The sequence below is a fragment of the Amycolatopsis sp. SID8362 genome, from assembly GCF_010550475.1.
Lineage (GTDB): Bacteria > Actinomycetota > Actinomycetes > Mycobacteriales > Pseudonocardiaceae > Amycolatopsis > Amycolatopsis eburnea.
Window position 1 is genome coordinate 1 of sequence record NZ_JAAGNB010001554.1, and the last position, 23,649, is coordinate 23,649.

At 65.2% G+C, this 23,649-nt stretch carries 25 protein-coding genes and 1 tRNA gene; 16 read left to right on the forward strand and 10 right to left on the reverse strand.

Going from position 1 to position 23,649, the window contains the following annotated elements:
- The 4 genes from G3I65_RS47530 to G3I65_RS47545 form a co-directional block, all read left to right on the forward strand.
- Positions 1 to 805: NmrA family NAD(P)-binding protein (locus G3I65_RS47530; RefSeq protein WP_160701963.1), on the forward strand; the 805-nt coding region annotated here is incomplete at its 5' end.
- Positions 805 to 1,821 (forward strand): CE1758 family FMN-dependent luciferase-like monooxygenase, encoded by a 1,017-nt coding sequence (locus tag G3I65_RS47535; RefSeq protein WP_160701965.1) that lies wholly within the window; start codon positions 805 to 807, stop codon positions 1,819 to 1,821. The genes G3I65_RS47530 and G3I65_RS47535, both read left to right, overlap by 1 nt.
- A gap of 39 nt (positions 1,822 to 1,860) precedes the next feature.
- Positions 1,861 to 3,531: an AfsR/SARP family transcriptional regulator gene (locus G3I65_RS47540; protein ID WP_160701967.1), complete on the forward strand. Its 1,671-nt coding sequence runs from the start codon at positions 1,861 to 1,863 to the stop codon at positions 3,529 to 3,531.
- Positions 3,532 to 3,622: 91 nt separating this feature from the next.
- Positions 3,623 to 3,706 (forward strand) — tRNA-Leu (locus G3I65_RS47545).
- Here the strand turns inward: G3I65_RS47545 and G3I65_RS47550 are convergent.
- The 6 genes from G3I65_RS47550 to G3I65_RS47575 all read right to left on the reverse strand — a co-directional run bounded on the left by G3I65_RS47550 (position 3,688) and on the right by G3I65_RS47575 (position 9,227).
- On the reverse strand, positions 3,688 to 5,439 hold the full coding sequence (locus G3I65_RS47550) for a recombinase family protein (RefSeq protein ID WP_160701969.1): 1,752 nt from the start codon (positions 5,437 to 5,439) through the stop codon (positions 3,688 to 3,690). The genes G3I65_RS47545 and G3I65_RS47550 overlap by 19 nt on opposite strands.
- A gap of 148 nt (positions 5,440 to 5,587) precedes the next feature.
- Entirely contained in the window at positions 5,588 to 7,711 is a 2,124-nt protein-coding gene (locus G3I65_RS47555) for a cell division protein FtsK (protein WP_160701971.1), read from the reverse strand.
- Positions 7,704 to 8,396, reverse strand: a complete 693-nt coding sequence (locus tag G3I65_RS47560; protein WP_160701973.1) for a hypothetical protein — start codon at positions 8,394 to 8,396, stop codon at positions 7,704 to 7,706. The genes G3I65_RS47555 and G3I65_RS47560 overlap by 8 nt, the downstream gene beginning before the upstream one ends.
- A complete protein-coding gene (locus G3I65_RS47565; RefSeq protein WP_160701975.1) occupies positions 8,393 to 8,722 on the reverse strand; it encodes a hypothetical protein in 330 nt (109 codons plus the stop codon). Before G3I65_RS47565 ends, G3I65_RS47560 begins: the two co-directional genes overlap by 4 nt.
- Positions 8,719 to 9,051 (reverse strand): WhiB family transcriptional regulator, encoded by a 333-nt coding sequence (locus G3I65_RS47570; protein WP_160701977.1) that lies wholly within the window; start codon positions 9,049 to 9,051, stop codon positions 8,719 to 8,721. The genes G3I65_RS47565 and G3I65_RS47570 overlap by 4 nt, the downstream gene beginning before the upstream one ends.
- Positions 9,027 to 9,227, reverse strand: a complete 201-nt coding sequence (locus G3I65_RS47575) for a helix-turn-helix domain-containing protein (RefSeq protein ID WP_160701979.1) — start codon at positions 9,225 to 9,227, stop codon at positions 9,027 to 9,029. Before G3I65_RS47575 ends, G3I65_RS47570 begins: the two co-directional genes overlap by 25 nt.
- A gap of 155 nt (positions 9,228 to 9,382) precedes the next feature.
- On the opposite strand from G3I65_RS47575, the gene G3I65_RS47580 reads away from it, so the two are divergent.
- The 3 genes from G3I65_RS47580 to G3I65_RS47590 all read left to right on the forward strand — a co-directional run bounded on the left by G3I65_RS47580 (position 9,383) and on the right by G3I65_RS47590 (position 11,781).
- On the forward strand, positions 9,383 to 9,763 hold the full coding sequence (locus G3I65_RS47580; RefSeq protein WP_160701981.1) for a helix-turn-helix domain-containing protein: 381 nt from the start codon (positions 9,383 to 9,385) through the stop codon (positions 9,761 to 9,763).
- A gap of 123 nt (positions 9,764 to 9,886) precedes the next feature.
- Positions 9,887 to 11,434, forward strand: coding sequence for a transcriptional regulator (locus G3I65_RS47585; protein WP_239071873.1), 1,548 nt, complete (start codon positions 9,887 to 9,889; stop codon positions 11,432 to 11,434).
- Positions 11,431 to 11,781: a signal peptidase I gene (locus G3I65_RS47590; protein WP_160701983.1), complete on the forward strand. Its 351-nt coding sequence runs from the start codon at positions 11,431 to 11,433 to the stop codon at positions 11,779 to 11,781. Before G3I65_RS47585 ends, G3I65_RS47590 begins: the two co-directional genes overlap by 4 nt.
- On the opposite strand, the gene G3I65_RS47595 is transcribed toward G3I65_RS47590, so the two are convergent.
- Entirely contained in the window at positions 11,770 to 13,239 is a 1,470-nt protein-coding gene (locus G3I65_RS47595) for a helix-turn-helix transcriptional regulator (protein WP_160701985.1), read from the reverse strand. The two genes, G3I65_RS47590 and G3I65_RS47595, sit on opposite strands and share 12 nt — an antisense overlap.
- Before the next feature lie 168 nt (positions 13,240 to 13,407).
- Here G3I65_RS47595 and G3I65_RS47600 point away from each other — a divergent pair, with 168 nt between their 5' ends.
- The 3 genes from G3I65_RS47600 to G3I65_RS47610 all read left to right on the forward strand — a co-directional run bounded on the left by G3I65_RS47600 (position 13,408) and on the right by G3I65_RS47610 (position 15,015).
- Positions 13,408 to 13,857, forward strand: a complete 450-nt coding sequence (locus G3I65_RS47600; protein ID WP_160701987.1) for a hypothetical protein — start codon at positions 13,408 to 13,410, stop codon at positions 13,855 to 13,857.
- A gap of 238 nt (positions 13,858 to 14,095) precedes the next feature.
- Positions 14,096 to 14,500 (forward strand): transcriptional regulator, encoded by a 405-nt coding sequence (locus G3I65_RS47605; RefSeq protein ID WP_239071875.1) that lies wholly within the window; start codon positions 14,096 to 14,098, stop codon positions 14,498 to 14,500.
- Positions 14,501 to 14,847: 347 nt separating this feature from the next.
- Complete coding sequence (locus tag G3I65_RS47610) at positions 14,848 to 15,015, forward strand: hypothetical protein (RefSeq protein WP_160701989.1); 168 nt, start codon at positions 14,848 to 14,850, stop codon at positions 15,013 to 15,015.
- Positions 15,016 to 15,150: 135 nt separating this feature from the next.
- Here the strand turns inward: G3I65_RS47610 and G3I65_RS47615 are convergent, their stop codons facing one another.
- The 3 genes from G3I65_RS47615 to G3I65_RS47625 form a co-directional block, all read right to left on the reverse strand.
- On the reverse strand, positions 15,151 to 16,539 hold the full coding sequence (locus tag G3I65_RS47615) for a HEPN domain-containing protein (RefSeq protein ID WP_160701991.1): 1,389 nt from the start codon (positions 16,537 to 16,539) through the stop codon (positions 15,151 to 15,153).
- A 94-nt stretch (positions 16,540 to 16,633) separates the two neighbouring features.
- The gene (locus G3I65_RS47620) at positions 16,634 to 17,359 is read right to left on the reverse strand and encodes a hypothetical protein (protein WP_160701994.1); all 726 of its coding nucleotides are present in this window, start codon (positions 17,357 to 17,359) and stop codon (positions 16,634 to 16,636) included.
- Positions 17,352 to 18,404, reverse strand: coding sequence for a ComEC/Rec2 family competence protein (locus G3I65_RS47625; RefSeq protein ID WP_160701996.1), 1,053 nt, complete (start codon positions 18,402 to 18,404; stop codon positions 17,352 to 17,354). The genes G3I65_RS47620 and G3I65_RS47625 overlap by 8 nt, the downstream gene beginning before the upstream one ends.
- Before the next feature lie 953 nt (positions 18,405 to 19,357).
- Here G3I65_RS47625 and G3I65_RS47630 point away from each other — a divergent pair.
- The 6 genes from G3I65_RS47630 (at position 19,358) to G3I65_RS56740 (ending at position 23,645) form a co-directional block, all read left to right on the forward strand.
- The gene (locus tag G3I65_RS47630; RefSeq protein WP_160701998.1) at positions 19,358 to 20,227 is read left to right on the forward strand and encodes a hypothetical protein; all 870 of its coding nucleotides are present in this window, start codon (positions 19,358 to 19,360) and stop codon (positions 20,225 to 20,227) included.
- A 20-nt stretch (positions 20,228 to 20,247) separates the two neighbouring features.
- On the forward strand, positions 20,248 to 21,501 hold the full coding sequence (locus G3I65_RS47635) for a pentapeptide repeat-containing protein (RefSeq protein ID WP_160702000.1): 1,254 nt from the start codon (positions 20,248 to 20,250) through the stop codon (positions 21,499 to 21,501).
- Positions 21,502 to 21,915: 414 nt separating this feature from the next.
- Positions 21,916 to 22,383, forward strand: a complete 468-nt coding sequence (locus G3I65_RS47640; RefSeq protein ID WP_239071876.1) for a hypothetical protein — start codon at positions 21,916 to 21,918, stop codon at positions 22,381 to 22,383.
- Entirely contained in the window at positions 22,380 to 23,021 is a 642-nt protein-coding gene (locus G3I65_RS58935; protein ID WP_309236035.1) for a hypothetical protein, read from the forward strand. The genes G3I65_RS47640 and G3I65_RS58935 overlap by 4 nt, the downstream gene beginning before the upstream one ends.
- On the forward strand, positions 23,021 to 23,386 hold the full coding sequence (locus G3I65_RS58940) for a hypothetical protein (RefSeq protein ID WP_309236036.1): 366 nt from the start codon (positions 23,021 to 23,023) through the stop codon (positions 23,384 to 23,386). The genes G3I65_RS58935 and G3I65_RS58940 overlap by 1 nt, the downstream gene beginning before the upstream one ends.
- Positions 23,387 to 23,489: 103 nt before the next feature.
- Complete coding sequence (locus G3I65_RS56740) at positions 23,490 to 23,645, forward strand: hypothetical protein (RefSeq protein ID WP_160702002.1); 156 nt, start codon at positions 23,490 to 23,492, stop codon at positions 23,643 to 23,645.
- The last annotated feature ends 4 nt before the right edge of the window (positions 23,646 to 23,649 follow it).

Genomic DNA, 23,649 nt, shown 5'->3' on the forward strand with positions numbered 1-23,649 from the left:
GGCCCTCGCCGCGCGCGGCGCCGAAGTCGTCGCCGCCGACCTCGACGACGAAGCGAGCCTGACGAAGGCATTCGAAGGCGCGTACGGCGCTTATCTCGTCACCGCGTTCTGGGAGTACAACTCCGTGGAGCGCGAACAGCGGCAGGCCCGCGCGATGGCCGGCGCCGCCAAGGCGGCCGGGCTGCGGCACGTGATCTGGTCGACCCTGCCCGACACCCGCCTCCACCTGCGCGACGACGACCGCGCGCCGACGCTGCACGGGCGCTACAAGGTCCCGCACTTCGACAGCAAGGCCGAGGCCGAGACGTTCTTCGCCGAAGCGGGCGTGCCCACGACGTTCCTCTCGACGACGTTCTACTTCGAGGCCTTCACGGACTTCTTCCGCCCGGTCCGCGACGCCGACGGCGTCCTCGCGCTGCACCTGCCGATGGCCGCCGGCCGGCTGCCGGGCATCGCGGCCGAGGACATCGGGCGGACCGCGTTCGGGGTCTTCGCCGCCGGGCCGGAACTCGCGGGGCAGACGATCAGCATCTCCGGCGAGAACCTGACCGGCGAGGAGTACGCGGCGGCGTTCGCGAAGCAGCTCGGCACCGACGTCGCCTACCGGCCGATGGCCGTCGAAGACCTGCGTGCTTCGGGCGCTCCCGGCGCCGACGACCTCGCGAACATGTTCTTCTACTACGCCGAGCACGAAAACGTCTTCGCCGGCGCGCGCGACCCCGAGGCGGTGCGGCGGCTGAACCCGCGGCTGCAGGACTTCGCCGGCTGGCTCGCCGACCACCGCGAAGCGTTCGGAGAGCTGTGATGGAGTTCGGGATCTTCGGGGTCGGCGACATCGCGCCCGACCCCGGAACCGGCCGCGCGCCCACCGAGCACGAGCGGATCAAGCGGATGGTCGAGCTGGCCGTCCGCGCCGAGGAGGCCGGCCTCGACGTCTACGCCACGGGGGAGCACCACAACCCGCCGTTCGTGCCGTCGTCGCCGACCACCCTGCTCGGGTTCATCGCGGCGCGCACGAGCCGGATCACGCTGTCGACGTCGACGACGCTGATCACCACGAACGACCCGGTCAAGATCGCCGAGGACTACGCGACGCTGCAGCACCTCGCCGACGGCCGCCTCGACCTGATGCTTGGCCGCGGCAACACCGGCCCGGTGTACCCGTGGTTCGGCAAGGACATCCGCGACGGCATCGCGCTGGCCGTGGAGAACTACGCGCTGCTGCGGCGGCTGTGGCGCGAGGAGGTCGTGGACTGGTCCGGGCGGTTCCGGACGCCGTTGCAGGGCTTCACGTCGACGCCCCGGCCGCTCGGCGGGACGCCGCCGTTCGTCTGGCACGGGTCGATCCGCAGCCCCCAGATCGCCGAGCAGGCGGCGTACTACGGCGACGGCTTCTTCCACAACAACATCTTCTGGCCGGTCGACCACACCCGCCGCATGGTCGCCTTCTACCGGGAGCGCTTCGAGCACCACGGCCACGGCCCGGCCGAGCAGGCGATCGTCGGCCTCGGCGGCCAGGTGTTCATGCGCCGCCGCTCCCAGGACGCGATCGCGGAGTTCCGCCCGTACTTCGACAATTCGCCGATCTACGGCCACGGCCCGTCGCTCGAGGAGACGATGGCGCAGACGCCGTTGGCCGTGGGCAGCCCGCAGCAGGTCATCGACCGGACCATGCGGTTCCGCGAGGACTTCGGCGACTACCGAAGGCAGCTGTTCAACGTCGACGGCATGGGCCTGCCCCACGAGGCGGCGCTGGACCAGATCGACCTGCTGGGCGCGGAGGTGGTCCCGGCCCTGCGGGCGTCGTCGCGCGCGGCGTGACGGGAATACCGGTCCGTCGCCACGGGTTCACCCGGCGTGATGCGGTACGAGCTGCTGGGCCCGGTCCGAGCGTGGCGCGACGACGTCGAGGTCGAGCTGGGCCCACCCCAGCAGCGGGCCGCGCTGGCGGTGCTGCTCCTGCAAGGCGGCACCCCGCTGACCCCGTCCCAGCTGGTCTCGGCCCTCTGGAGCGGCGCCGAGCCCAGAGCCGCGCTCGGCATGGTCCGCTCCTACGTCTCCCGCCTGCGCCACGCGGGCGTCCCGATCGAGTCGTCGGCCGGCGGCTACGCGCTGAGCGCCCCGGCCCTGGACCTGACGGAGTTCCAGCGCCTCCTGTCCTCGGCCCGCTCCGGCGCGCCGGCGGCGGTTCTGCGCGAGGCACTGGCGTTGTGGCGCGGCACCCCGCTGTCCGGCCTGAACGGCGCCTACGCAGAGGCGGAGCGCGTGCGCCTGGCCGAGCTGCGCCTGACCGCCCGCGAAGCCCTGGCGGCGGCCGACATCGCGGAAGGCAGGCCCGCGGAGGCGGCGGTGGACCTGGCCGACCTGATCGCCGAGCAGCCGTTGCGCGAGCGCCCCCGCGAGCTGCAGATGCTGGCGCTGTACCGCTCAGGCCGCCAGGCGGAGGCGCTCGCGGTGTTCACACGCACGCAGCAGCTCCTGGAGTCCGAACTGGGCCTGTACCCGGGCCCGGAGCTGAAGGAGATGCAGCGCCGCATCCTGGCAGCGGACCCGACGCTGACCCCGGTATCGACGGGCCCTTCCCAGCTACCCCCGCAACTCCCGGAGTTCACCGGCCGCGCCACCGAGCTGGCGACGCTGGTCTCAAGCCTGAAGCCGTCGTCTTCGGTCCCGGTCCTCGGCATCGAAGGCCTGGCTGCGATCGGCAAGACAACGTTGGCGGTCCACGCGGCGCACGAGGTGTCCCAGTCCTACCCGGACGGCCGCCTGTTCGTGGACCTGTCGGCGTCCCCGGACCCGCTGGCAGAGCTGTTGCGCGCAATCGGAGTTCCACCGCCGCCTTCACCCAGCGAACGCGCGGCGTTGTGGCGAGCCCGGACAACGGGCCTGAAGCTGCTGGTCGTCCTGGACGACGCTCGTACCGAGGAGGAGATCCGCCCCCTCATCCCAGGCCCAGCGGGACCAGCCCTGATCATCACGGCCCGCAGGCGCCTGTACGGCCTCCCGCACGCCCACTGGACCAAACTGGGCGGCCTGACCCCGTCGGATTCGCTGGCCCTGCTCGAGCGCCTGATCGGCCGCGACCGCGTGACCCAGGACCCCCAGGCATCGCAGGCCCTGGCCGAGCGCACGGCGGGCTTCCCCCAGGTGATCCAGGCGGTGGGAGCCAGACTGTCCGCCCGCCCGGCTTGGACCCTGGCGGAGGCCCTGACCCGCCTGGGCCGCCCGGCCCCAGGAGCCCCGGTGACACCCCCGGAGTGCTGGGCGATCGAGAAGCCGTACGAGTCCGCCCTGGCCCAGCTGACCCCGGCCCAGTCGAGGGCATTCAGCCTGCTGGCCTCGCCGACCCCGCTCTCGGTCGCGACGGCCGCCACCACCCTGGACCTACCCCTGCCCGACGCGGCGGTCCTGCTGGAATCCCTGGTCGACGCCCACCTGCTGCAGCCGTCCGGCACGGATCGCTACCGCTACGAGGAGCCGTTGCTGATGTTCGCCCTGGGCCGGCGGGCTGAATCGATGCAGGTGGGGTGAAACTTGACGATCTTGCCAGAGGGGGAGAGGAGGTGGATGTGCACCCCCCTGAACGAGGGGGCGGGGTGGCCGTATACTCTTTCTTCAGCAGGTCCGAGTGGCGGAATGGCAGACGCGCTAGCTTGAGGTGCTAGTGCCCTTAACGGGCGTGGGGGTTCAAGTCCCCCCTCGGACACACACGTTACCCACACGGGGAGAGGCAGTCACAGTGACTGCCTCTTTTTTGTTGTCGTAGACCACCTGTAGGCCCAGGTCGCGGTAGACCTGCGTGATCCTCTCCGAGCTGCGCGAGTTGAGGTGCCTGGCGACGTCGCCGAGTTGGTCGAGCATCGCGTACACCTCCGCAATGTCGACCGCTTGCGTGTCCGGCAGGTGCTTCAGCTCCTCCATGGCGGCCTGCCGCTCGGCCTGTGCGCGCTTCATCGGCTCGACGAAGTTGACGGGGTCTACGCCGGCCTCGATGGCCGCCAAGTGTCGCCGTAGCTTCTCCTCGGCGGCCTTCAGCCGCTTCTTCGCGCTGGCTCGACGGCCGTCCACCCGGCTGTCCTGCGACCCGGTGAGCAGCCGTACCGTCTCGTCGCGGTTGTCCGGGGCAAAGATCTGGCACAGCCAGTCGTTGATCGGCGGGACCACGACGTCCTCGCGTAGGTTGACCGTCTTCGGGTGATCGGCCAACGCCGCCGAACCCGGCGCCATCGTTCGAGCAATGCACCGGTAGTAGACGCCCTTCCGGATCGCAGCACCCTGCATCTTCCGGGTACAGATCTCGCATCGCACTAGTCCCTTCAACAGGTACGTGTGCTTCGTGGCCGCTCGATTCCGTTCGAGCTTGGCAATCCCAGGCAGTCCACCGGCCGCGCGTGACCGGCGCATCAACTGCGCCTGAGTGAACGCCTCGACAGAAACAATCTCCGGGTGCGCAGGTCGCCGCGACCGAACAACGCGATCCGGCGCCGCCCGCTTGAACCGCACGACGTGCCCCGCGCCGACGTCATCCGGATTCAGAAGCGTCTCGTGCTTGGTCCAACGCCCGAAGATCGCGTACCCGGTGTATCGCGGATTCTCCAGGATGGATCGGACGGTGCTGCCTTGCCAGCCGTCGGCGAGCCGGTGCCGGTTCTGGTCGGGCCGGCGTTCGGAAGGGCAGGGCACTCCGTCCTCATTGAGCCCCTTCGCGATGGCTCGATCGCCGACGCCTTCCATGTATTCGGAGAAGATCCGTTGGACCACCTCGGCTGCGTCGGGATCGATGGCCAGCACGCGCAGCCGGAACCCCTCAGCGGCCTTTCGGGGGTTCGGATGCGGACCGCCGTCAACGACGACGTACCCGTACGGCGCCCGGCCGCCCTGGTGTCGCCCTTCGTTGACAACCTGCGCATCCATCGCGGCGCGGACACGAGCTTGGACGTGTTGGCGTTCCGACTCGCTCATCCCGCCGAGCACGCTCATGAGCATCTTGTGCGATGGGTTCCGCGCGTCGTACTTCCCGCCAAGCTCTGGCACCCACAGGTCAACGCCGTACGCGGCGAACCGTGGCGCGATCAGTGAGAACTGATTGCCGAACCAACACCGGGTGCCCTCGCCGACCACGACGGCGTTCCACGTCCGCCGCGGGTTCTTCAACTCGGCTAGCAACTGGGAAGCCTCGTTCCGACGCTCCCAGGGGACCGACCGCGACTGCCCGATGTCGAAGTACTCGGCGGCGATCCGGCCGCCCAACGGTTCGACGAACTTCCGCGCGTTCCCGAACTGCCAGCCGCGAGAGGTCTCCGGGTCCTGGTTGTCTTCCGTCGAGCACCGGCCGTAGACCGCCAGCTCACCGATCCCGTCGTCGACCGGCTCGGCCACCTCAAGACCAAGGATGTCGTCCAGCGTCGACCACGGGTCGTTGCTGATTTCAGCCGTCACGGTTCCTCCTCTGCCGGTCCGTCCAACACCGGCACCTTGGTAAGCTCGATCAGAACGGCCATCAGTCCGCGTGCCACGACTGGCGTCAGCTCCGGCAATCCCGCAGGTAGGATAACCTGGATCGGTCGATCCTCGGAGTGAGTGGCGCTCATGACCGACCTTCCTGCCCGGTCGATTCGCCGCCTTCCCTTGCGCGGTCGATTGCGCTCCTGATTTCAGCCGTCCGATACCCGCGAACCTGCCGCATCTCGCCGTCTTCCCCGGTCACGCGGTCGCGTGTCGGCCGGCATCCCAGGTCGGTCATCTCCTGGGCGAACGTCTTGCGGTCGATCTCCAAGGCACCCAGCAGTTCGGCCGTGGGCACGAACTCCCGGCCGTCCGGGCCCAGATCGTCGCCCAGGTAGTCGACGAGCGACGCAAGCAGCTCAGGCAGCTGAACCGTGTCAACGGGCTGACCTGCACCGATTGCCTTGAAAGCCGCAGCATGGTCGAGCACCGGCGTCGCGTCCTGGCCGGCCGCGTGCCCCGTGAGCGTCCCGGCGGCCTCGCGCAGTGCCCGGCCCTGCTCGCAGATGGTTCGCCAGTCCTCGTTCGGCATGTAGTAGGTCCGGACCGTCATAGCCAGCACGTCCGCCCCGGCCGCCGTGTCGCCGTCCGGCCGCAGGATGCCCACGCCCTTGTGTGAGGGCAACAGCCGGGATGAGTCGAATCCGCGCGTGTTCATCTGCTCGCCGAGCACGATGTTGGAGTCGCGCCAGTCCATCACCCGCAGGGCGAACCGCGACCCGAGCACCGCGCGGAGCCCGGACGGGATGGTCTTCGAGTCCGGTCGCTGCGTGGCGAGGACAAGCACGATCCCGGCCGCCGGCCCCTTCTTCGCCAGCCACGTCAGCAGCTCGCCGACGTACTCGCCCGCAGGAAGCTTCTTTCCCTGAACGTCAACGGGTGTGCGGTCTTCCAAGGGAACTTGGACCTCATCGATGAAGATCGCGGTAATCGGCATGTCCAGCGCCTTGTCGCGGGACATCTCTGGCGTGACCTTCGACTCCGGGCACGTCAGGTCGTCCAGGTCGCGCATCCGCCGGAACCGCGTCTGGACCTCGCCGACCAGCTCAATCAGCCAGTCCACCAGGGCCAGGACGTGTTCGGATTCGTCACCGGACATGAACCGGTGCGCAACCAGGCCAGCCGCGTCCCAGTCCTTTCCGGCCTTGAAGTCCGCGACGTACAGCCGCACCCACGCGTCCAGGATGAGCCCGGCCGCGGCCAGCCGGGCGGCAAACGTCTTGCCCTGCCGCGGGATCGCACCCACAAGCAGTGACGTCCACACCAGCGGCAGGTCGATCCGCCGGGCACGCGCATCCCGTCCGAACGGGATCGGCCGCCACGCGTCCCACTGCGTCACGCCGAGCAATGGCGTCCGCAACGGTGGCGAGCTGTACGGGTCCTCATCGGCTACCCACATCGACACCCGCCCGGCGTGCCCGCCATTGCCGCGGACGCGCTCCACGATGAGCTGCACTTCATCAACCGCGAGGGCCGACGCGAGCGCGTCCCGGTTCTTCACCACGTCGGCTGCCTTGCGCGTGGCCGGAAGGTCGACGGTGACCGCCCAACCATCGCCGACGCGCGTCGCACGCTCGACGAGCCGCAATGTCTCGTCCTTGCCGATCAGCTTCGCGTCGCGGAACGCGTCCACCAGGACCTGCGGGTCCATCGTCCACGTCAACGTCCGTGGTCCGGCGAGCGCGGGTTTGCGCCCGGGACTACCGTCTTTCTTACGCCCGAGGATCGCGAGCGCTACACAGGCGGCGGCTCCGCCGATCCACAAAGGATCGGTTCCGTACACGAGATCGACGACAGCGACCGCCACGGCCGCACCGACCAGAACAGCACCGGTCACCTTCCACCGGAACAGCGTGAGCGCTCGGATCTCGGTGAACTTGTCGGCCAGCTTCTCCGACTCCTCTGCGGCCGTCCGGTAGTCCCGGACAGTCACCCAACCGCGCCACCACCGCGCGCCGACCACGACACCGCGCACCACGGCACCGAGGAACCGCAACGGCGACAGCACCAGCCACACCACGGCATCCTTGAGCGCTTGCCTCGCCTGCGGCTTGCTCTTCAGCCACAGCGGCACGCGCGACGAGTGCAGCCACCACAACACGAAGCGATTCCTCCTCGGTGCGCGCGGGCGCGGTTGCGGCAACGTGTCGTCGATCAGCTCGCCGTCGAACACGGGATCGGCCTTGACCGGCAACGAGTCAGTCATGACCCACCTCCGCCCGCAGCGCCCGCGCCAGCCGGGGCGACAGGCCACGTGAGCACCCGGTTGCCCGCCGCACCCACGCCGGCGTGATCTCGACGTCCGGCGTCCACATCTCCCGAGCGACGGCGAGGTAGTCGGCGAACAGCACGCGCCGCCCGCCGGTCTCCTGCTGGACGGGACGCCGTTCGGCAGCTACCAGTACGGCGTCGGTCAGCTTGTCCCGCAGGTCGGTGATCGCCTCGACGGCGACGAACACGACCAGCGGCGGCACCGAGTGCAGCACGATCGAGGCAGCTTCCCCAGCCGCGAACGACGTCCAGGTGTTCATCACGTACGTAGCCGCGAGCGTGAACCACTTCGCCCGCCGCACCCACGCACCCGTCTTGACCTGGTACCGCGCCGTCACTTGCTCCGCCCGCAGGATCGCCAGCAGGACGAGCGAGACGGTCGGGTCCAGCACCCACGCGGCGAGCCACGGCAGGGAGCCTGGCCGCGTCCCGGCCGACGCGAAGCCCTGGACGTTGGTCATCGTGAAGGCCAGCCCGAGCACGACCCCGGACCAGCACATCCAATCGACTTGCCGTCGCACGCGCTCGATCCGCAGCGCGACGACGTCCGGATCGGTCTGGTAAGCGCGCACCTCCGCGGCCTCGGCCGCGTCCTGTGCGAGCCGTTGTGCCCGGTTCATCGCCGACCACCCCGCTTCGAGGTGTCGACCGTGGTTACGGTCATGGCGCGGGTCAGTGCGTAGGACGCGAACAGCGCCGGCAACCCGAGCACGGCGAACAGCAGCCACGGGCTACCCGGGTGAGCGATCACCACCCACTGAACGGCGACGATCAACCCGGCGTTGAACAGCACGCGCCCGACCAGTGATACGAGCCGCGCTCCAGACCGGGCAGCTTCCGCTGCGGCCTTCGCCCGGCGAGCGCCGGCCCGCCAGACCCAGAGCAGGACGATCAGCACGCCGACACCGGCGAGGATCTGCGTCGGCGTCACGGTGAGTCCGTTCATCGCGCACCCCGCTCGAAACGCTCGCCGCGAGACAGCCAGTGCGGGTGCAGCGCGCGCCGGTCATCGTCGGTCATCGCGCCCCAGACGCCCACTGTGTCGACGCCGGCCATGCGAAGCTCCAGTTCAAGGCACTCGTCCTGGACCGGGCAGCCGCCGCACAACAGCTTGGCGAACTCGCGGTCATCGCGAGCGTCCGGCGGACCGGCCTCTGACGGTGTCATACAGGCTCCATCGCTGGTCACGACGTCGCGCAGGACATCAGAAGGTACCCACCGCAGACGATCGAGCCGCCATGCGATGCCGATCAGCCAGAGGTCGTCGGCTTCCATGCCGCACCTCCGTCCTGAAGCGCCTTGGCCAGCTCGGCGGACGAGACGCGCAGGCCGGAGCGGCAGAGGGTGGCGCGGAGCATGCCGGTCCGGATCGCCCGGCTGACGGTGTTGCGAGAGACCCCGAGAATCCACGCGGACTCGGGAATGGTGTGAAAGGTCGTTTTGGCGTTCATGAGAGAACCAATCTGATGATTTCAAGACTATGTTGTTGATTTCAGCTCTACGTCGGACGTGTTTGTCCGACGCGCCGCAGGCAATGCGCTATGCGACGCGATGAAAGCTCGATGAACCGCTAATCTCGGCGCTGAGGCGGAGCGCGGAGGAATACGTGACGGAGGACTGGGCGGCAGTCGCCAAGGCGATCAACATGCGCGTGAACGAACTCGGCTGGCGACAACGCGAGCTGGCCGAGCGGTCGCACGTGTCGCAGGCGATCGTGCGCGAGCTCCAGCACCACACGGTGGAGCGCCGTCGGAGCGCGCGGACGCTTGAAGCCCTGTCGACGACGCTGGGCTGGCATCCGCAGCATCTGTTGGCCGTGCTGCAGAATCGCACGCCGCCGCACCCGGACGAGCCGGTCGACGACGGCCATGAACTGTGGTCCCGGCTGGACGCGCTCGAACAGCGACTGGCCGAGATCACAGACCGGCTGGAGGACGTCCAAACGAGCCTCGCGACCGTCGTCGAGCACGTGAAACCGAAGGGTTAGCGACTTGGTGTGTGAGGTGTTTTCCATGCCTCTAATTCAAGGCCGGAAGGGCGTCGCAACCCATGCACAAGCACCGCAGGACCACTGCACAACCACCGCAGAGCAGCGACATTCGGGAGCGCGATGAGTCCGGCCGGGGGATGGACGGGGCGAACAGCGGTCGCATTGCAGTCGGCATTGCGGCTCAGCCAGGAGCGGTTCGCCGAACACCTCGGAATCAGCGCGCGCACGGTCGCGTCCTGGCACAAGAAACCCGATCTCCGGCCGCAGTCGGAGATGCAACAGGTTCTGGACACCGCCTATGAACGGGCGTCGGAGGCCGAGCGCGTCCGCTTCGCCGAGCTGATCGGCGAGGGGCCGACCGTCGACACGACGGAGGCCGACCGGCGGCTTGCTGCGGACCCCCACATCGGCGCCGCTCTTGAGTGGCTCGACCGGCACGCCCACTGGACGCCGGGCACCGCGCGCCGTGCCGTTGCCGAGCGAGTCGCGAGCGTCGACGTCCAAGACCTCCATGACCGCGGCACGCGACGCGGTTGGGTCAGCCAGCGCGAAGTCGCGGAAGCGCTGGCCACCTACTACGGCAACCGGCTCGACGACCATGGCCTGTACACCGCGCGGTGTGGCGAGCTGGCCATGAACACCAGCGTCCTGACCTGCGCAGACTCGCTGGACCTGGACTGCGAACTGCGCCCGCCGCACGACCGGTTCCGCGTTCCGAGCGCGCAGCCTGAAGTCGACTTGGACCTGGACGCCCACGCCGCCGGCCGCGCTGTTCAGCGGCTCGCCGAGACGCTGTCCATGAACACCCGGCTAACGGACAGCCCGATCTACCGGCTGACGAGCACGGACATCCGTGAACACCAGCTCGGCGGGACGTTCGGCATGTCGCAGTTCGTGCACTACGCGCTGACGGTCGACCTGCTCGAAGGCGAGCTGGTGGACGCCGTGGCCACCGGCTCGAGCGCGATGCCGCTCCGAGACCGCTACTTGCCGGATCTCCGGTCGGTGCTCGACATCGGCGACCGGCTGTGTGCAGGGGGCGTGCTCGCGCTCACCGCGATCGCCCGGCCTGCCGACCCGTACCGCGGCGAGGCGGACTACCTGCTCCTGATCCAAGAGCGGTCCGGCCACGTACTCAATGCCGCGCGCCGGCTCGCGGTGATCCCGAAGGGCTTCCACCAGCCACTCACCGACGTCCGCCGAGACGCCCAGGTCGGCATGACGCTCCGCCGCGAGATGGAAGAGGAGCTGTTCGGCCGCCCGGACATCGACAACACCTTGGGCGACATGCTGGCGGCCGACCCGCTGCACCCGACCAAGCTCACCGAGCCGATGAGCTGGCTCATGGCGGAGCCCGGCCGTCTGCGGATGGAGTGCACGGGGTTCGGCCTGAACCTCGTGAGCGGGAACTACGAGTTCGCCAGCCTGATCGTCATCGATGACGAAGAATTCTGGGCACGCTACGGCGGAGTGGTAGAAGCGAACTGGGAATCTGCGACTCTTCGTCAGTATTCGACTACCGACGCGGAACTCGTCACCGAGTTGCTGGGTGATGTAGCGTGGAGCAACGAAGGTTTGTTCGCCATGGCGCAAGGAATCAGGCGCCTTTCGCAAATCGGCGGAGCGCGTGTGAAACTGCCCGAGATCGAATGGGAGATCAGCCAGTGAGCGACGGTTGGACCGCCGGCAACGCCAACGAGGACGCGGCCGGGACGCGTGGCTGGCTGGTCGGGCACTTCATTGACCCGTCGCAGGGTGTCCGGGCCTCCAAGGACGTGGAAGTCAAGTGGGCCAACCACCCTGCGGGCGACAAACGTCCTGAGTGGACGTCTGACGACCAGCGGACCACGCTGGTGATGCTCGTCTCCGGGGAGTTCCGTGTCGAAGTCACCGGCGGCGGCAAGATCATGAATCGGCAGGGCGATTACGTGATGTGGGGTCCAGGCGTCGACCATTCCTGGGAAGCGTTGGCGGATTCGGTGGTCCTCACCGTCCGATGGCCGTCAGCAACCTAATTCGACGGCGGGAATCCGCACTCGATCGCCGCCTATCTCGGCGAGCCGACGCAAGCCCTGGAGAAATGCGAACAACCCCTCATTGCTCCAGGTTTCGTCGCCGATCAGCTCGCTGATCAAGTCGCCGTCGAGCGTCGAGTACTGCCGCAGCCCGGCGGCCTCCCAGTTCGCTTCGACGTCGCCCCCGAACCGTGGCCAGAACTCCTCGTCCTCGATCACAACCAGGCTAGCGAACTCGTAGTTCCCGCTGACCAGGTTGAGCCCGAACCCCGTGCACTCCATCCGCAGCCGGCCGGGCTGCTCGTTCAGCCAACGCATCGGAGCAGACAGCCTGCTCGGGTGCATCGGGTCGGCGGCGCGCTGCGTTCCGGTCGTTCGGTCGACGTCGAGCCGTCCGAACAGCTCTTCTTCCAGTTCGCGCCGCAGCGTGGCGCCGATCCGCGCGTCGGCACGGTGGTTGGCAAGCGGTGCGTGGAAGCTCTTCGGGATCACGGCCAGCCTGCGCGCAGCGTTCAGCACGCGACCCGACCGCTCCTGGACCAGAAGTAGGTAGTCCGCTTCACCGCGGTACGGGTCGGCCGGCCGGGCGATCGCCGTCAAGGCGAGGACTCCACCGGCACAAAGCCGTCCTTGAAGGTCGAGTACGGCAGGAAGATCGGGCAGGTACCGGTCCCGGAGCGGCATCCGGTCGCGACCGGCGGCCAGGCTCTCATGTAGCTCGCGTTCGAGAAGGTCAACGCTCAGCGCGTACTCGACGAACGGCACCACGCTGACCTTGCCGCCGACCGCGCCGGGCCGAACCTGCACGTCCGTGAGCCGATAGAGCGGCACGTCGGCGATACGTACGTCGTCTGTCGCGGCTTCAGCCAGCCTGCTAACCGCGGCGGCTGCGTCAACCTTCGCGCGCGACGCCTCGCCGTCGGCCGCCAACGCCAGCTGGTCGCCCTCAAACGTCAAGGGGCAAGCCAAATCCAGCCACTCCGGCCGTGTGAGAACGCTGGTCGCTATCCGAAGTGGATCGCACCGCGCGGCGTACTGCGCGTGACCAGGAATCGAATCGCCGTAGTAGCTCGCCAGGGTCTCAGCGACGAGACTTCGGCCGGCAGTAGTGCCACCATGCGACCTCGCGGGCGCGGCTGCTGCGACTCGCGTGCGCGTAGTTCCTGGGGGCCACCCAACGTGCCGATCCAGCCAGCCGAACGCAGGTTCAAGCCTTGACCGGGGCGTCGGTGCTTCCTGGGGCAGGCGCAGGCCGATCAGCTCGCGCAGCTCGTCGGCGGAGCGGCCGAGCACCTTGGCCAGCTTCGGCCACTGGTAGGGCAGGGGCGCGTACTCGCCGGCTTCCCACCGGATGACGGTTGATCGGTCGACGCACATCACCTCGGCGAGCTTCTCCTGTGTCAGCCCGGCCGCCTTACGAGCTGAAACAAGCTCATCGCGCCGACGAACGCTGACCATCCGAACACCTCGCTCTGCTGACCTTGATCACAGCCTAGCAGGCATATCACCAGGTAGATCGGACGACTGCCACGTCTCCGCCGCGAAACTGCGACGTTTGCGCTCTGGGCTCAGCCGAGCACTCGGGTTTGGATGATTTCAACACATCCGGCTACCAGGGGAGCGAACGTGACCAGGGGCGAACGCGTCTCGCGGCCTTCGCGCTTGTACGTGACCTGGCACCGCAGCGTGGCCGACAACCTGGACCACGCCGTCACCGACGAAGACCTTGCCGACGGCGTCGCGCACCAGACGGGCCGCTACTACTCGCTGTGCGGCCGCGAAGTGCCGTTCGACTCGTGCCTGGTGCCTCCGGGTCGTCGGTGCGGCGCATGCAACGTGCTGGTCCGGCTTCGCTCGGCCCCACCGGCGCCCGAACGCACGTGTCCCAGGAAGCCGTCACGCTGGCGTCGCCTGTTCGGCCGCCTCCAGACTCCGGCCGTCCTGCCGCCGCGCCCGCCTCAACGCGTGCGGCTCATTCCTGAGCAGGGCGGCCGGACCACGACGTCGGCGGGAACGGGCGGCGCCCCGACCGCGCCCGTTCCCGCCGATCACCACGCCCGGCGAGGCGCCCGATGACCGTTCGCCTGATCATCGCGCGCCCGTTGCCCGGCACGGTTGGCGAGTCTCGCCGCGTCGTTCACGTGTTCCCGGTCTCGGCGGAGGAGTCCACGCCAGAGCAGCTGACCGCATACTGTGGCGCTGCGTTCGGGCCTGGCGAGCTTGAGTTGCTGGAGCGTCCGGTCGGGATGCCCTGCGTGACCTGCCTCCACCGTGCACCGACCCCCGCAACTGTCGAACAGTCGGCGATCGAGCAATGACGTCAAGTTCTCAGCCGATCACGCCAGCCTTCCAACGCGAGCTTGACCCGCTGCTGCTCCTGCCGGTGCGGCTGTTCATCGCGTGCCTGCTGGCCGACATGCGCTGGCGCGACGACGTCACTGTCCAGGGTGTGTTGCGTCTGAGCGAGCGAAAGTTCGCCCCGCATGTCGAACGGCTGCGCGCCGCTGGGTACGTGGAGACCCTAACCAAAGGACGTCGCGTAGAGCTCCGCCTCACAACGCTCGGGCTCGACCGGCTGACCGAACACGTCAAGGCGCTCGACAAGGTCGCGAGCATGGCCGCTGAACTCGTATCGCGCGGCGCGCAGCACTCCGGCCGCTCAACACGTTGTGACAAGCGTTCCGCCGACGGCCCAAAGCCCTGTGCGGAGGACCTGTAGTGACGGTTGTGACGGCTTTGAGCAGGACCATCACAACCGTCACAAGCGACGTTCCCGCAGGTCAAGCAGCATTCGGCGCCGTCACAGCACGCGTGACGGCGTGACGGCTCGCGAGACGAGTTGTGACGGCTGATCCACGACAGCCTGACAGCCAACGCACGCCGCCCCGCTGCCCACGACACGGAAGAAGAGCGACGAGAACAACGAACGGTGCCTGCACCGCCAGTTATACGGCTCGGCGTCCGACAACCAGGGGTCGGGTAACAGTGTGCCCACAGACCCCGGCCGAAGAAGAGCGGGCGGAACGGAACGTCCGGCTGTTGGTTACATGCCCTGTCGGCACGCCGATGGTCGAGCCGGCCTGCGAATTCGACCTGTCGCCGAGCTGGACCGGCGCATTGCTACGCCAACTCGGCACGGACGTATCGAAGATCGGCCGCGGCATCAAATGTCACCTGAACGAGCCGACGGTCGTTGCACAGTATGGCAGCGGCCTGACGGTCCGCGCGCGGTAGTCGAGCTGCCCGGTGTCTCCTACGGCAAGGTTTACAGTCTGCTCCAGGCCGCTGGCGTACGAGTGGGCCCACGCGGCGGGAGACCCAAAAAAGAATTCTAAATCTCCCAGTAGGCGCTGGTACCCCTCCGTGGGACTAAGTGTCTTCGGTGCCTCGACTCCTGTCGTTTGATTCTCGAAGCTTCGCCGCTTGTATGTCAAAGGCGGCGTAAACGAACTCTTCATCGATCTTATCCGGATGAAAATTCTCCATCGAAAGAATAAGTTTAAGGAGTGAGCATAGGGCTGCAATCGCGAAGCGAGAAGCGTGTATTGGGACGCCGTCTATTTTGAGTAGATCTTGCTTATGTGGTCCTGGTGTTCCGTGAACAACCCTTGAACGGTAGCTGTACATGCCTTTCATTGCGTCATAGCTCTTCTTGCTATCCGCCCACCCGGCTAATGACAAGAGAGCTGCCGCGCGGAGGCTAATCCTGTGGACCGTTTCGCTAAATCCGGAACCGAGAATTGCTTCAAGGGCAATGCTGAGATCGATAATTCTGTCCTCGTCATTATCTCGATCGTAAGAGCTGACCAGTCGACGGGCGGCCACCCTTATGCTTGGATGTGCGGCTGAGAGCGAATTCGATAGCAAGCCCATTTCATTTGCGGTCTGGGCCGAAATGACAATTGGTTCCCGGCGATCCAAGCTGTCGATCCGGAACCCGTACTCCCGAAGAAGGTAAACGTACGGCCTTTCCGCGTCGGCTAAATTTGTCGACCAGCCACGCGGAAAGAAACCTAGTTGAGCGTGAGTCGCATGGCCTGGCAGCAGTATCGCGGCTGCCTGAAAAAGCCGGGAGATAATTTCATCGGTCTCTTCTTTTGGTGATGCGACGAAGTATTCTCCGTATCCACCAGGAACACACGCGACATTAGCTATGCGAATGGCGTGTGTAGCGTCCGTGAGACGTTGGACGTCTCGGGGTGAAACTTCCGCGCCGTCTCTGAATCTCTGTCGAAATGGAGATGTAAACTCGACTATTTCATAGTCGTTGAACGAAATGGCACCTGTAAATTTCGCGCCAAGAATTGGGATGATGATATCCACACGAGGGTCGACATTTAGCAGGTACAGCTCTTGCTGAGCGAACGATGATTTGAGTAGGACCTCGTCTAGCGAGTCGTCAGGCCCGTTAGTTCTTGTTATTACTTCTGCAAGTGTCAGCGGTAACGAGGCAACTTCATGCAGTATTAGTTCGAAAGATTCGTTGTAAGGGAGAGAGAACTTGCCTGCTACAACTGGGCGCTCGCGGATACCTTCGACAAGGTCTGCAAATCCATCTAGATTATCGCAATTGATAGATTTGATCGCAACCTCGCGCTTGAGTTTGCCTGAGCTGCTAATCGTTTCTGAAAGCCAATCCTCCGCGGAGAGTGCTCGGCGAATTATCCTTACTGCATGAAGAGTTGGCCGGCGTACTAGCTGATAGAGTTCAAGGTCAGATACTTGATTGAGTGACTGGTCGTTGATTTCTGACTCCAACCCTATTTGACCTAGCCCCTTACGGGAGGGTGACATGTTCAGCGTGGACTTAGCCCAAGTGTATCATCCAATCGAAAGATCTACTGGGCACTGGCTAATCGGAGGAGCCGTCGGATGTTAGGTTCTCCAGTGTTTCGTAAAGTCGTTCAGCGTAGGTCTCTCCTTGCTGCTGTACGCGATCCGCTTTCACTATTGTTAGCCAGCAAGCTGCAAACGCGATGTTCAGTAGGATGGCTATCAATGCTCCAGATACTTCACGCGTATACGCCAATGCAATACCGTTGGCGATAATTGTCAAAGTGAGCATTGCAAGCGCGAACGGCTTTAGTGCTAGCAAGTTGCGCCAAAATCCAAATCCTACATTTTCGTCGTGGACCCGTGGGTATTTTTCCCTCTGATCTCGGACGCGTGCTATCAGTATGCGAGTCGCAAGAATGTACCGCTGATCGGCCTCAAGGGGATTCTCGCGCTCCTCTTCTTCGGTTGGCAGCGGTTCTCCGATGAACTTTGCTAATAGTCGCCGACGTCTGTCCACTGATACTCGGTTCGCCTCGCCCCCGACGATGCGCAGCATCTGTGTTGTGGGTAAGCCTCCCCAGGTCTTCTCAAGCTTCTTTTGCAACCGTTGTCCTCGAATGCGGACTACGCTCATCGTAAAGAAAGGAATGCCGGCAGCGATGATGATTGGTAAAAATTTCTCAAATGTGAACCCAGGTAAGATAAGGGTGACTGATAACGCGACCGGGAGGCTGACAAGTAGTGCTGGATAGAGCCGTGCTTTCCGAGAGTAAGAGTCCAATTTGTCGAGTAGATCAGTCATCCTCTTCGCTGCCTTCATCTAGTGGGGGCAGCACTGGAGCAGGCCCCCAGCCGGGACGCATAGCTACGCCATTCGGGCAGCAGACCGTTCGCCCTGCTGTTACCGTAATGCTCGCACCGCGACGCAAGAATGCATTTGTCACCTTCGCAGAAGGATGCTTCGGCGCATCTCTTGCGGCGGACACTATGCCCTCGGTGTTTGAATGGGGTAGTCCGCGTGGTCCGAGAATACGGTCCAGTAGGGTTGGGCCAATGTTTCTCCTGCTGCCATGGTGGGGAACCTGAATTATCGAAAGTGGAGAGTCTTTAAAGCTGCCGACCTGACGTTCGTACTCATCGGCAATGCGTGACAAAGATCTTTGTCCGGCATCGCCGGTGAATAGAATCCTCTGGCCGTCTATAGTTAGGAGTGTGACGACCGACGTTTCGTTCCTTGGCGTTGTTTCACCGAAGTCAGTGAGCGTCTCCTCGAATGGAATGAGAGAGACTGCATCCGCGAAAATATTGCGAAATTTCCGGGCAGCTCGCGTGAGATTTAATGGTCGCGCGCCTGAGCGTTCATCGTCAATATGTTCATCCAGGAGTTGCTCGTAGAAAACGCGATCGGGACCCAATATTCTTAGTATTCCATCGAATCGTGTCTTCCCCGTAAAGGGGCTTGAGACAACCGTATGATGGCGAATAGAAGTTTCGATCAGACTGTCGACTGCTTCGATGTTCGTGACAAATGAAGCTGCTGACCCTGCGTGCGCTCGCGGTTGATGCACGAGAAGCTCGCCAACTTCGAGCTCCTCGATTACTGTAGAGAGGCCATTAATATGGTCGCCATCGGGGTGGGTGGAAATAGCCAAGTCAACGTACTCGGTTTGATAGTATTCAACGATGTGTTCAACTAGCTCTTGTCCGGTAGCTTGAAACCCCGCGTCAATGACGATCACTCGTTGTTGACCCGCATGGTCATGGAATCTCGCAGCGATGGCGTCACCAGATTTCGTGCCGGCATCTTCCGCTGAATTTGCAACCGGGAGGAAGTCGATCTCAAACATTGGCGCCCTTTCGGGAAGAAGTTATGCGTGACGTAAACGGTGCGAGTTGGTCGTTCGTCATGCAGTTACCTTCTTTGCGTCGCCAACACAACCTATGTCTTCGTGGAAAGATCGAGTTGCTCCTCTGTCGCGTTACGCATTCCGTGAAGTTGATAAGCGCCACGTGCGCAGATGGTCTGTTATTTACGAACAGGATGTCCGGCCGGCACTTCCGCTGCTCGGGCCCGGCGCGGTTCAGGTTTGGGTTACCAGCAGTAGTGCCCGCGGAACTCCTCCAGGGCCGGTGAGTCGGGTATTGCGCGGCCCGGCAGGTGCGGCATCATAGCCGGGTGACTGGGCTTGACGATCGTGAACGACTTGATATCGCGGCTGCGGCAAGGACACTCGGCCTTCGACCTCTGCAAGCCAGGTGGTACCACTGGCGCCGAAGTTTCTGCGTGCCGGCAGGTAGTCACGACGATCGCTTGTACTGGCACGAGAACGACCTGTTCCGGTGGGCTGCGTTGACCGGCCGGCGAGAGCTGCTCCGCCAAACATCGTTGAGGTATTGGCCGGACGCCAGAGACGAAGCGACGTACCGAGGAAGTACGGAAGTTGTCGACGCTGTGATCCAGGAGTGGGCCACGGAATCTGGCATCGTTGCGGTTTGCTGGCCACTTCGCCACCACCACGGTCCGACGGCGCTTGAGGTCGCGGAGTTGTTCCCCGAGGCCGATGCGCTGGTCAGGATAGCGTCGGACTTCGGTCGAGACGGACCTACAGTGGGTACGGCCCAGCCCGGGCACGAGAATCCGACCTGGGCGGATTTCGCTGCGCGATGGGCCGATCTTTCGCGCGTACTGGGGCGACCCGCGCCTTATTGGCCGTTTTCTCTTCGCATCCCTCATATTATGGAGGAATGGACGCCCAGTAGCACAACAGTCAGTTACCTGCCAAACCCAGACGTGGACGTTATGCCGCTTCTGCGGTTGGCGAGCGCATTGGCTGACGGAGAACCGGCACAGCAGGTCCTGGTACAGCTGGCTCGTGTAGCACAGCGAAGGGCAACCGAGGGAGCCCTTCTGGATCTCAAGATAGTGGCAGAGTCGCACGAGCGGCGTGGCAAGTCGATGGAATTGACTACCATGATCGCTGCAAGGCCAATCGACTTTCCTGAGCCCGATGATATCGATCAGGCAGTCGCGCAAGCCGGCTGGCGCGACGTCTTGTCCCGCAGCGACCTCGTGGCCCTTGAGTGCGTACGGATCGTAGGTGGTTGGGACGGTGGGGCGAACTTCCGGTATGCCAGCACCGAGACCGTCCGCCCCAACTCCCGCTACGGTGCGGAATGGGCGAGAAGGCTCACGGTTGCCGGGGAACGCACGGCGTTCCACGAGTACCTCGGCGGACAGTCCGAGCCCATGGTTGACCCGGTGAGCGGAGCGCCCGCCGTCCGGAACTCCGATGGCACCCTGACTGTTGCGGTACCGCAACGCCTTACAGTCGAGAACGGCGAATTAGCCGAAGTAATTCTCGACCGGCCGATCTGGGTTCGAACAGGAAATGGAATCCTTCAGCTGGCACCTCAACACTACTACTACGGCATCAACTGGGGCTACGGCGGAAGCGGCCCAGGATCGCTGGCACTGCTCATCGACCGGCTTCTCGACGATATCTCTGCGCCTGCTGCCGACAATACCGACGGAGCGCCAGACGGGCTCGATAGGCTCACTGAACTGCAGTGGCCGCAAGAGCAGGTCCTCACCCGAGAGATGCTTGAAGCAGCAAGGGATGGGCGATCCTATCGACGACCAACTCCACACTCCGAGGAAGACGACTCATGAACTTGCCCCCTCGACGTCGGGTGACGCTGTTCCTGTCCTGGATTTGCATCAGCGGGGGCGTGGCGCTGGCTGGCTGGGCGGTGAGGGCATGGTGGAGCCCGTTATGGAACTGGTTGAAGACCTGGTGGGCCGTTCCCACGTCGTTCGTGCTGGTGGTAATCGGTGGTGCCGCACTGCTCAGTCACAATCGACGAGAAACGAGCGATCAGCCGGATGATCTGCGCGTTATTTCAGTCCGAAGCATTGCTCTAGGCGCCGCCACTCTTCTGGTGATCGGAACAACAGCTGTTGTGGTTTTGCTCCGGCTCTATGGTGGCGGTGCTCCCGCGGTGCAGCTAGATGCTATCCGCACGGCAGGTACCATCGTCGTCGGTACCGGTGGTGCGGCTGCGTTGTTGCTGGCGGCCAGACGTCAACGCTCCGCCGAACTTGCCTTGGCCGATCAGCGCGCTGTGGCCCAACAGACCGAACATGATGCGACAGAGCGCAGGATTACCGAGCTGTACACCAAAGCGGTGGAGCAACTGGGTTCAGATGCCGCTCCAGTGCGCCTCGGCGGCCTGTACGCATTGGATCGCCTAGGGCGAACCTCTACTACTCAACGCGAGACGATCCTCAACGTTGTGTGCGCGTACTTGCGCATGCCGCTTCCTGCCGGCAGTCAAACAGCTGCGGAGAGGGACGATGAGGCTTCCCCTGATTTGGTGCGTGCCGGACTGGAAGAGCGGCAGGTTCGCCTGACCGCTCAACGAATCCTGCATAGGTCCCGCCAGCCTGGGCCGGACTGGTGGCAGGTCGGGCAGCTCGATCTTCGAGGCGTGGATCTGACTGGTGCGGAACTGAGCGGCATCAACCTGGCGTCGTGCATCCTCAGCGAAGCCAACCTCGCTGGCGCCGACCTCGCCAACGCCGATCTGACTAAGGCGGACCTCACCGGGGCGAACCTTGACGGCACGAACTTCCGCGGGGCAACGCTGAAGGGCGCGGTTCTCGACCGGACGAACTTGCGCGGACAAGTGCTGTCTGGCCTGGACCTGGCGGGAGCCCACCTTGAGGGCGTCGACCTCTCGCAGGCCGATCTCACCCGCGCAACCCTGAACGAAGCCGTTCTCAGAGGCTCTGACCTTACGGAAGCTGATCTCACCGACGCTGACCTCCGCAACGTGAGTTTTAGGAAAGTGAATGTCACGCGGGCGATTCTCAAGACCTCCCTGTCCCCGGAGCAGCTTAAGGAAGTCGCAGGCATCTCCGGCGCGACGCAGAATCTCGAGTGAGGTCCGTCTCTTCCCAGGCTGGCTAGATGCGCCATCGTCCTGGGCGAGGACTGCAGTAGCGCGCAATGAGAGCATGATCGACAGACGAAGCAGGCCGGCTACGCCAGTCGCCGCCTGCAGGTCAATGGGCGAGGCGAATGCGTGTGGTAGCTAGCAAGATCGTCCACGGTCGGTCTTCGGCCGTGGCTACCTGCTCCTAGCGTCCTGGTCGCTCATCTGGAAAGTATCTTAGAGGCTAAGGGTTGTTTCGAGCGAGCAAGATCGTCCTCGGACACAAAAACACGGGATATCTCCCGCATCGCAGAGTAACAGGCCCGCCACGGCGGGTCTTTCTGACGTTCAGCCCCAGCCGACCTCGGCTACGCTGATCTTGACCGTGCCCTCCCCGCACGACCGCTGTCGGGGAGGTGCGTCATGACCGGCATCCCGCCGCTCACGCTCCCGCCCCGCACCGGCGTGCACGAACCCGCGCCTGGACCGGCCGCAACCCTCGTCCCGCTGCCGATGCCCGCGTTGCCGGACCTGGCTGCCGACGGGCAGCGGCGATTCTCCACCGCCCTGCTGGACGCCTCCGGTCGGATCCAGGACCGAAGCGTCGTGACCGCTCTGGGCTGGAAACCGGGGGACCGGCTGCTGATCACCCAAATCCGCTCGTCCGTAGTGATCTGCCGACGCGGCGACGGGATCTTCCGGATGACCACCAAACCGTACGTCGTGCTGCCGGCACCGGTCCGCCACGGCTGCCGCGTACCAGCCGGCAGCCGGGTCCTGCTCGTGGCAGACCTGGCCTGCGACGTCCTGGTCGTGCACCCCGAACACGTCGTGCACGCGATGCTGCGCGACTTCCACACCTCCCTTGCCGCCGGGGAGACGGACCAATGACCGAGACCACGACCACGAACGCCGCCGACCTCGAAGCCGCCCGCCTGCTGCTCTCGCGCCTGGGCGTCGACCCCGCCGACCTGCTCACTGAACCGGCCAACGCCAGTGACCGCGAGCCCGTCCCGACGATCAACGAATGGATCCCCGTCGTCGCCGGCCTCGTCTCGGCCAGCACCGCGGCCTCCTACGGCTCCTACTGGAACAAGGCCCAAGCCGCGTGGGACGGGCGACGGATGGACACCATCACCGCCAGCGACATCAAAACCCAGGCCGAGATCGCGCGCCGCACCGCCCTCATCCGGCGCAACTCCCGCGGTGGCCGCAACGCCGCCGAGAACTTCATCGCCGCCATCCGCTGCCTCTACAAGCATCTGGTCAACGACAAGCGCATGGACGACCGGGACAACCCGGCCAAGCGCGTCACCAAACCACGGCGCAACCCGTCCACCCGCCGTGGCCTGGCCGAACTCTCCGACGTCGTCGCCAGCACCGGCAACGATCCGGAGCTCGACGCCCTGATCTGCCGGCTGCACGTCGAGACAGCCTGCGGCCACGGGACCTCGACCAGCAGCAGTGCCTCATCCTTCTGCGGGAGAAAGGGGAGACCGAACGCTGGCAGCCGGTGTCGCCCACCCTGATGCGGCACCTGGTCGCCCACAGCGACGAACGCGGCGACGGCGACCGAGACGGCCAGCTGCTGCGCTACGCCAGCGGCAAGCCGATCACCGGCCGCCGCTACTACTACATCTTCAGCCGCGTCCAGAACATCCTCGACTGGGCCAGAGCCATGGGCGTGTCCGTGCACTGGCTTCGCCACACCACCCTGAAATGGGTCGAACGCCGCTTCGGCATCGGTGTCGCCCGCGCCTACGCCGGTCACGCCGAGAGCGGCAGCGATTCCAGCACCACCACCTACATCAAAGCCGACATCACCGAAGTCGCCGCCGCCCTGTCCGCCCTCACCGGCGAGCCACACCCACCCGCACTCGACACCGCAACCTGAGCACTACAGCGGGGTGTTCGCGCCGCGGCTGCGCGGCGCGAACACCCCGCAATCTGGGCGGCGGCGAGGCCGGCCTGGCCGCCGCCCACCTACGAAGGGGCTCGTGCCGCGCGGGAACGACGGAAAGAAGTTCGTGCTCGTCTTTCCCCTGGACGGTTCCTACGTCCGCGTCGTCCAAGGGCGCTTCATGACCAGCGCCTCCACACACGCCGACCTCGCCGCCGCTCAGGCCGGTGGCGACTACGTTCCCCTGGAATGACGGA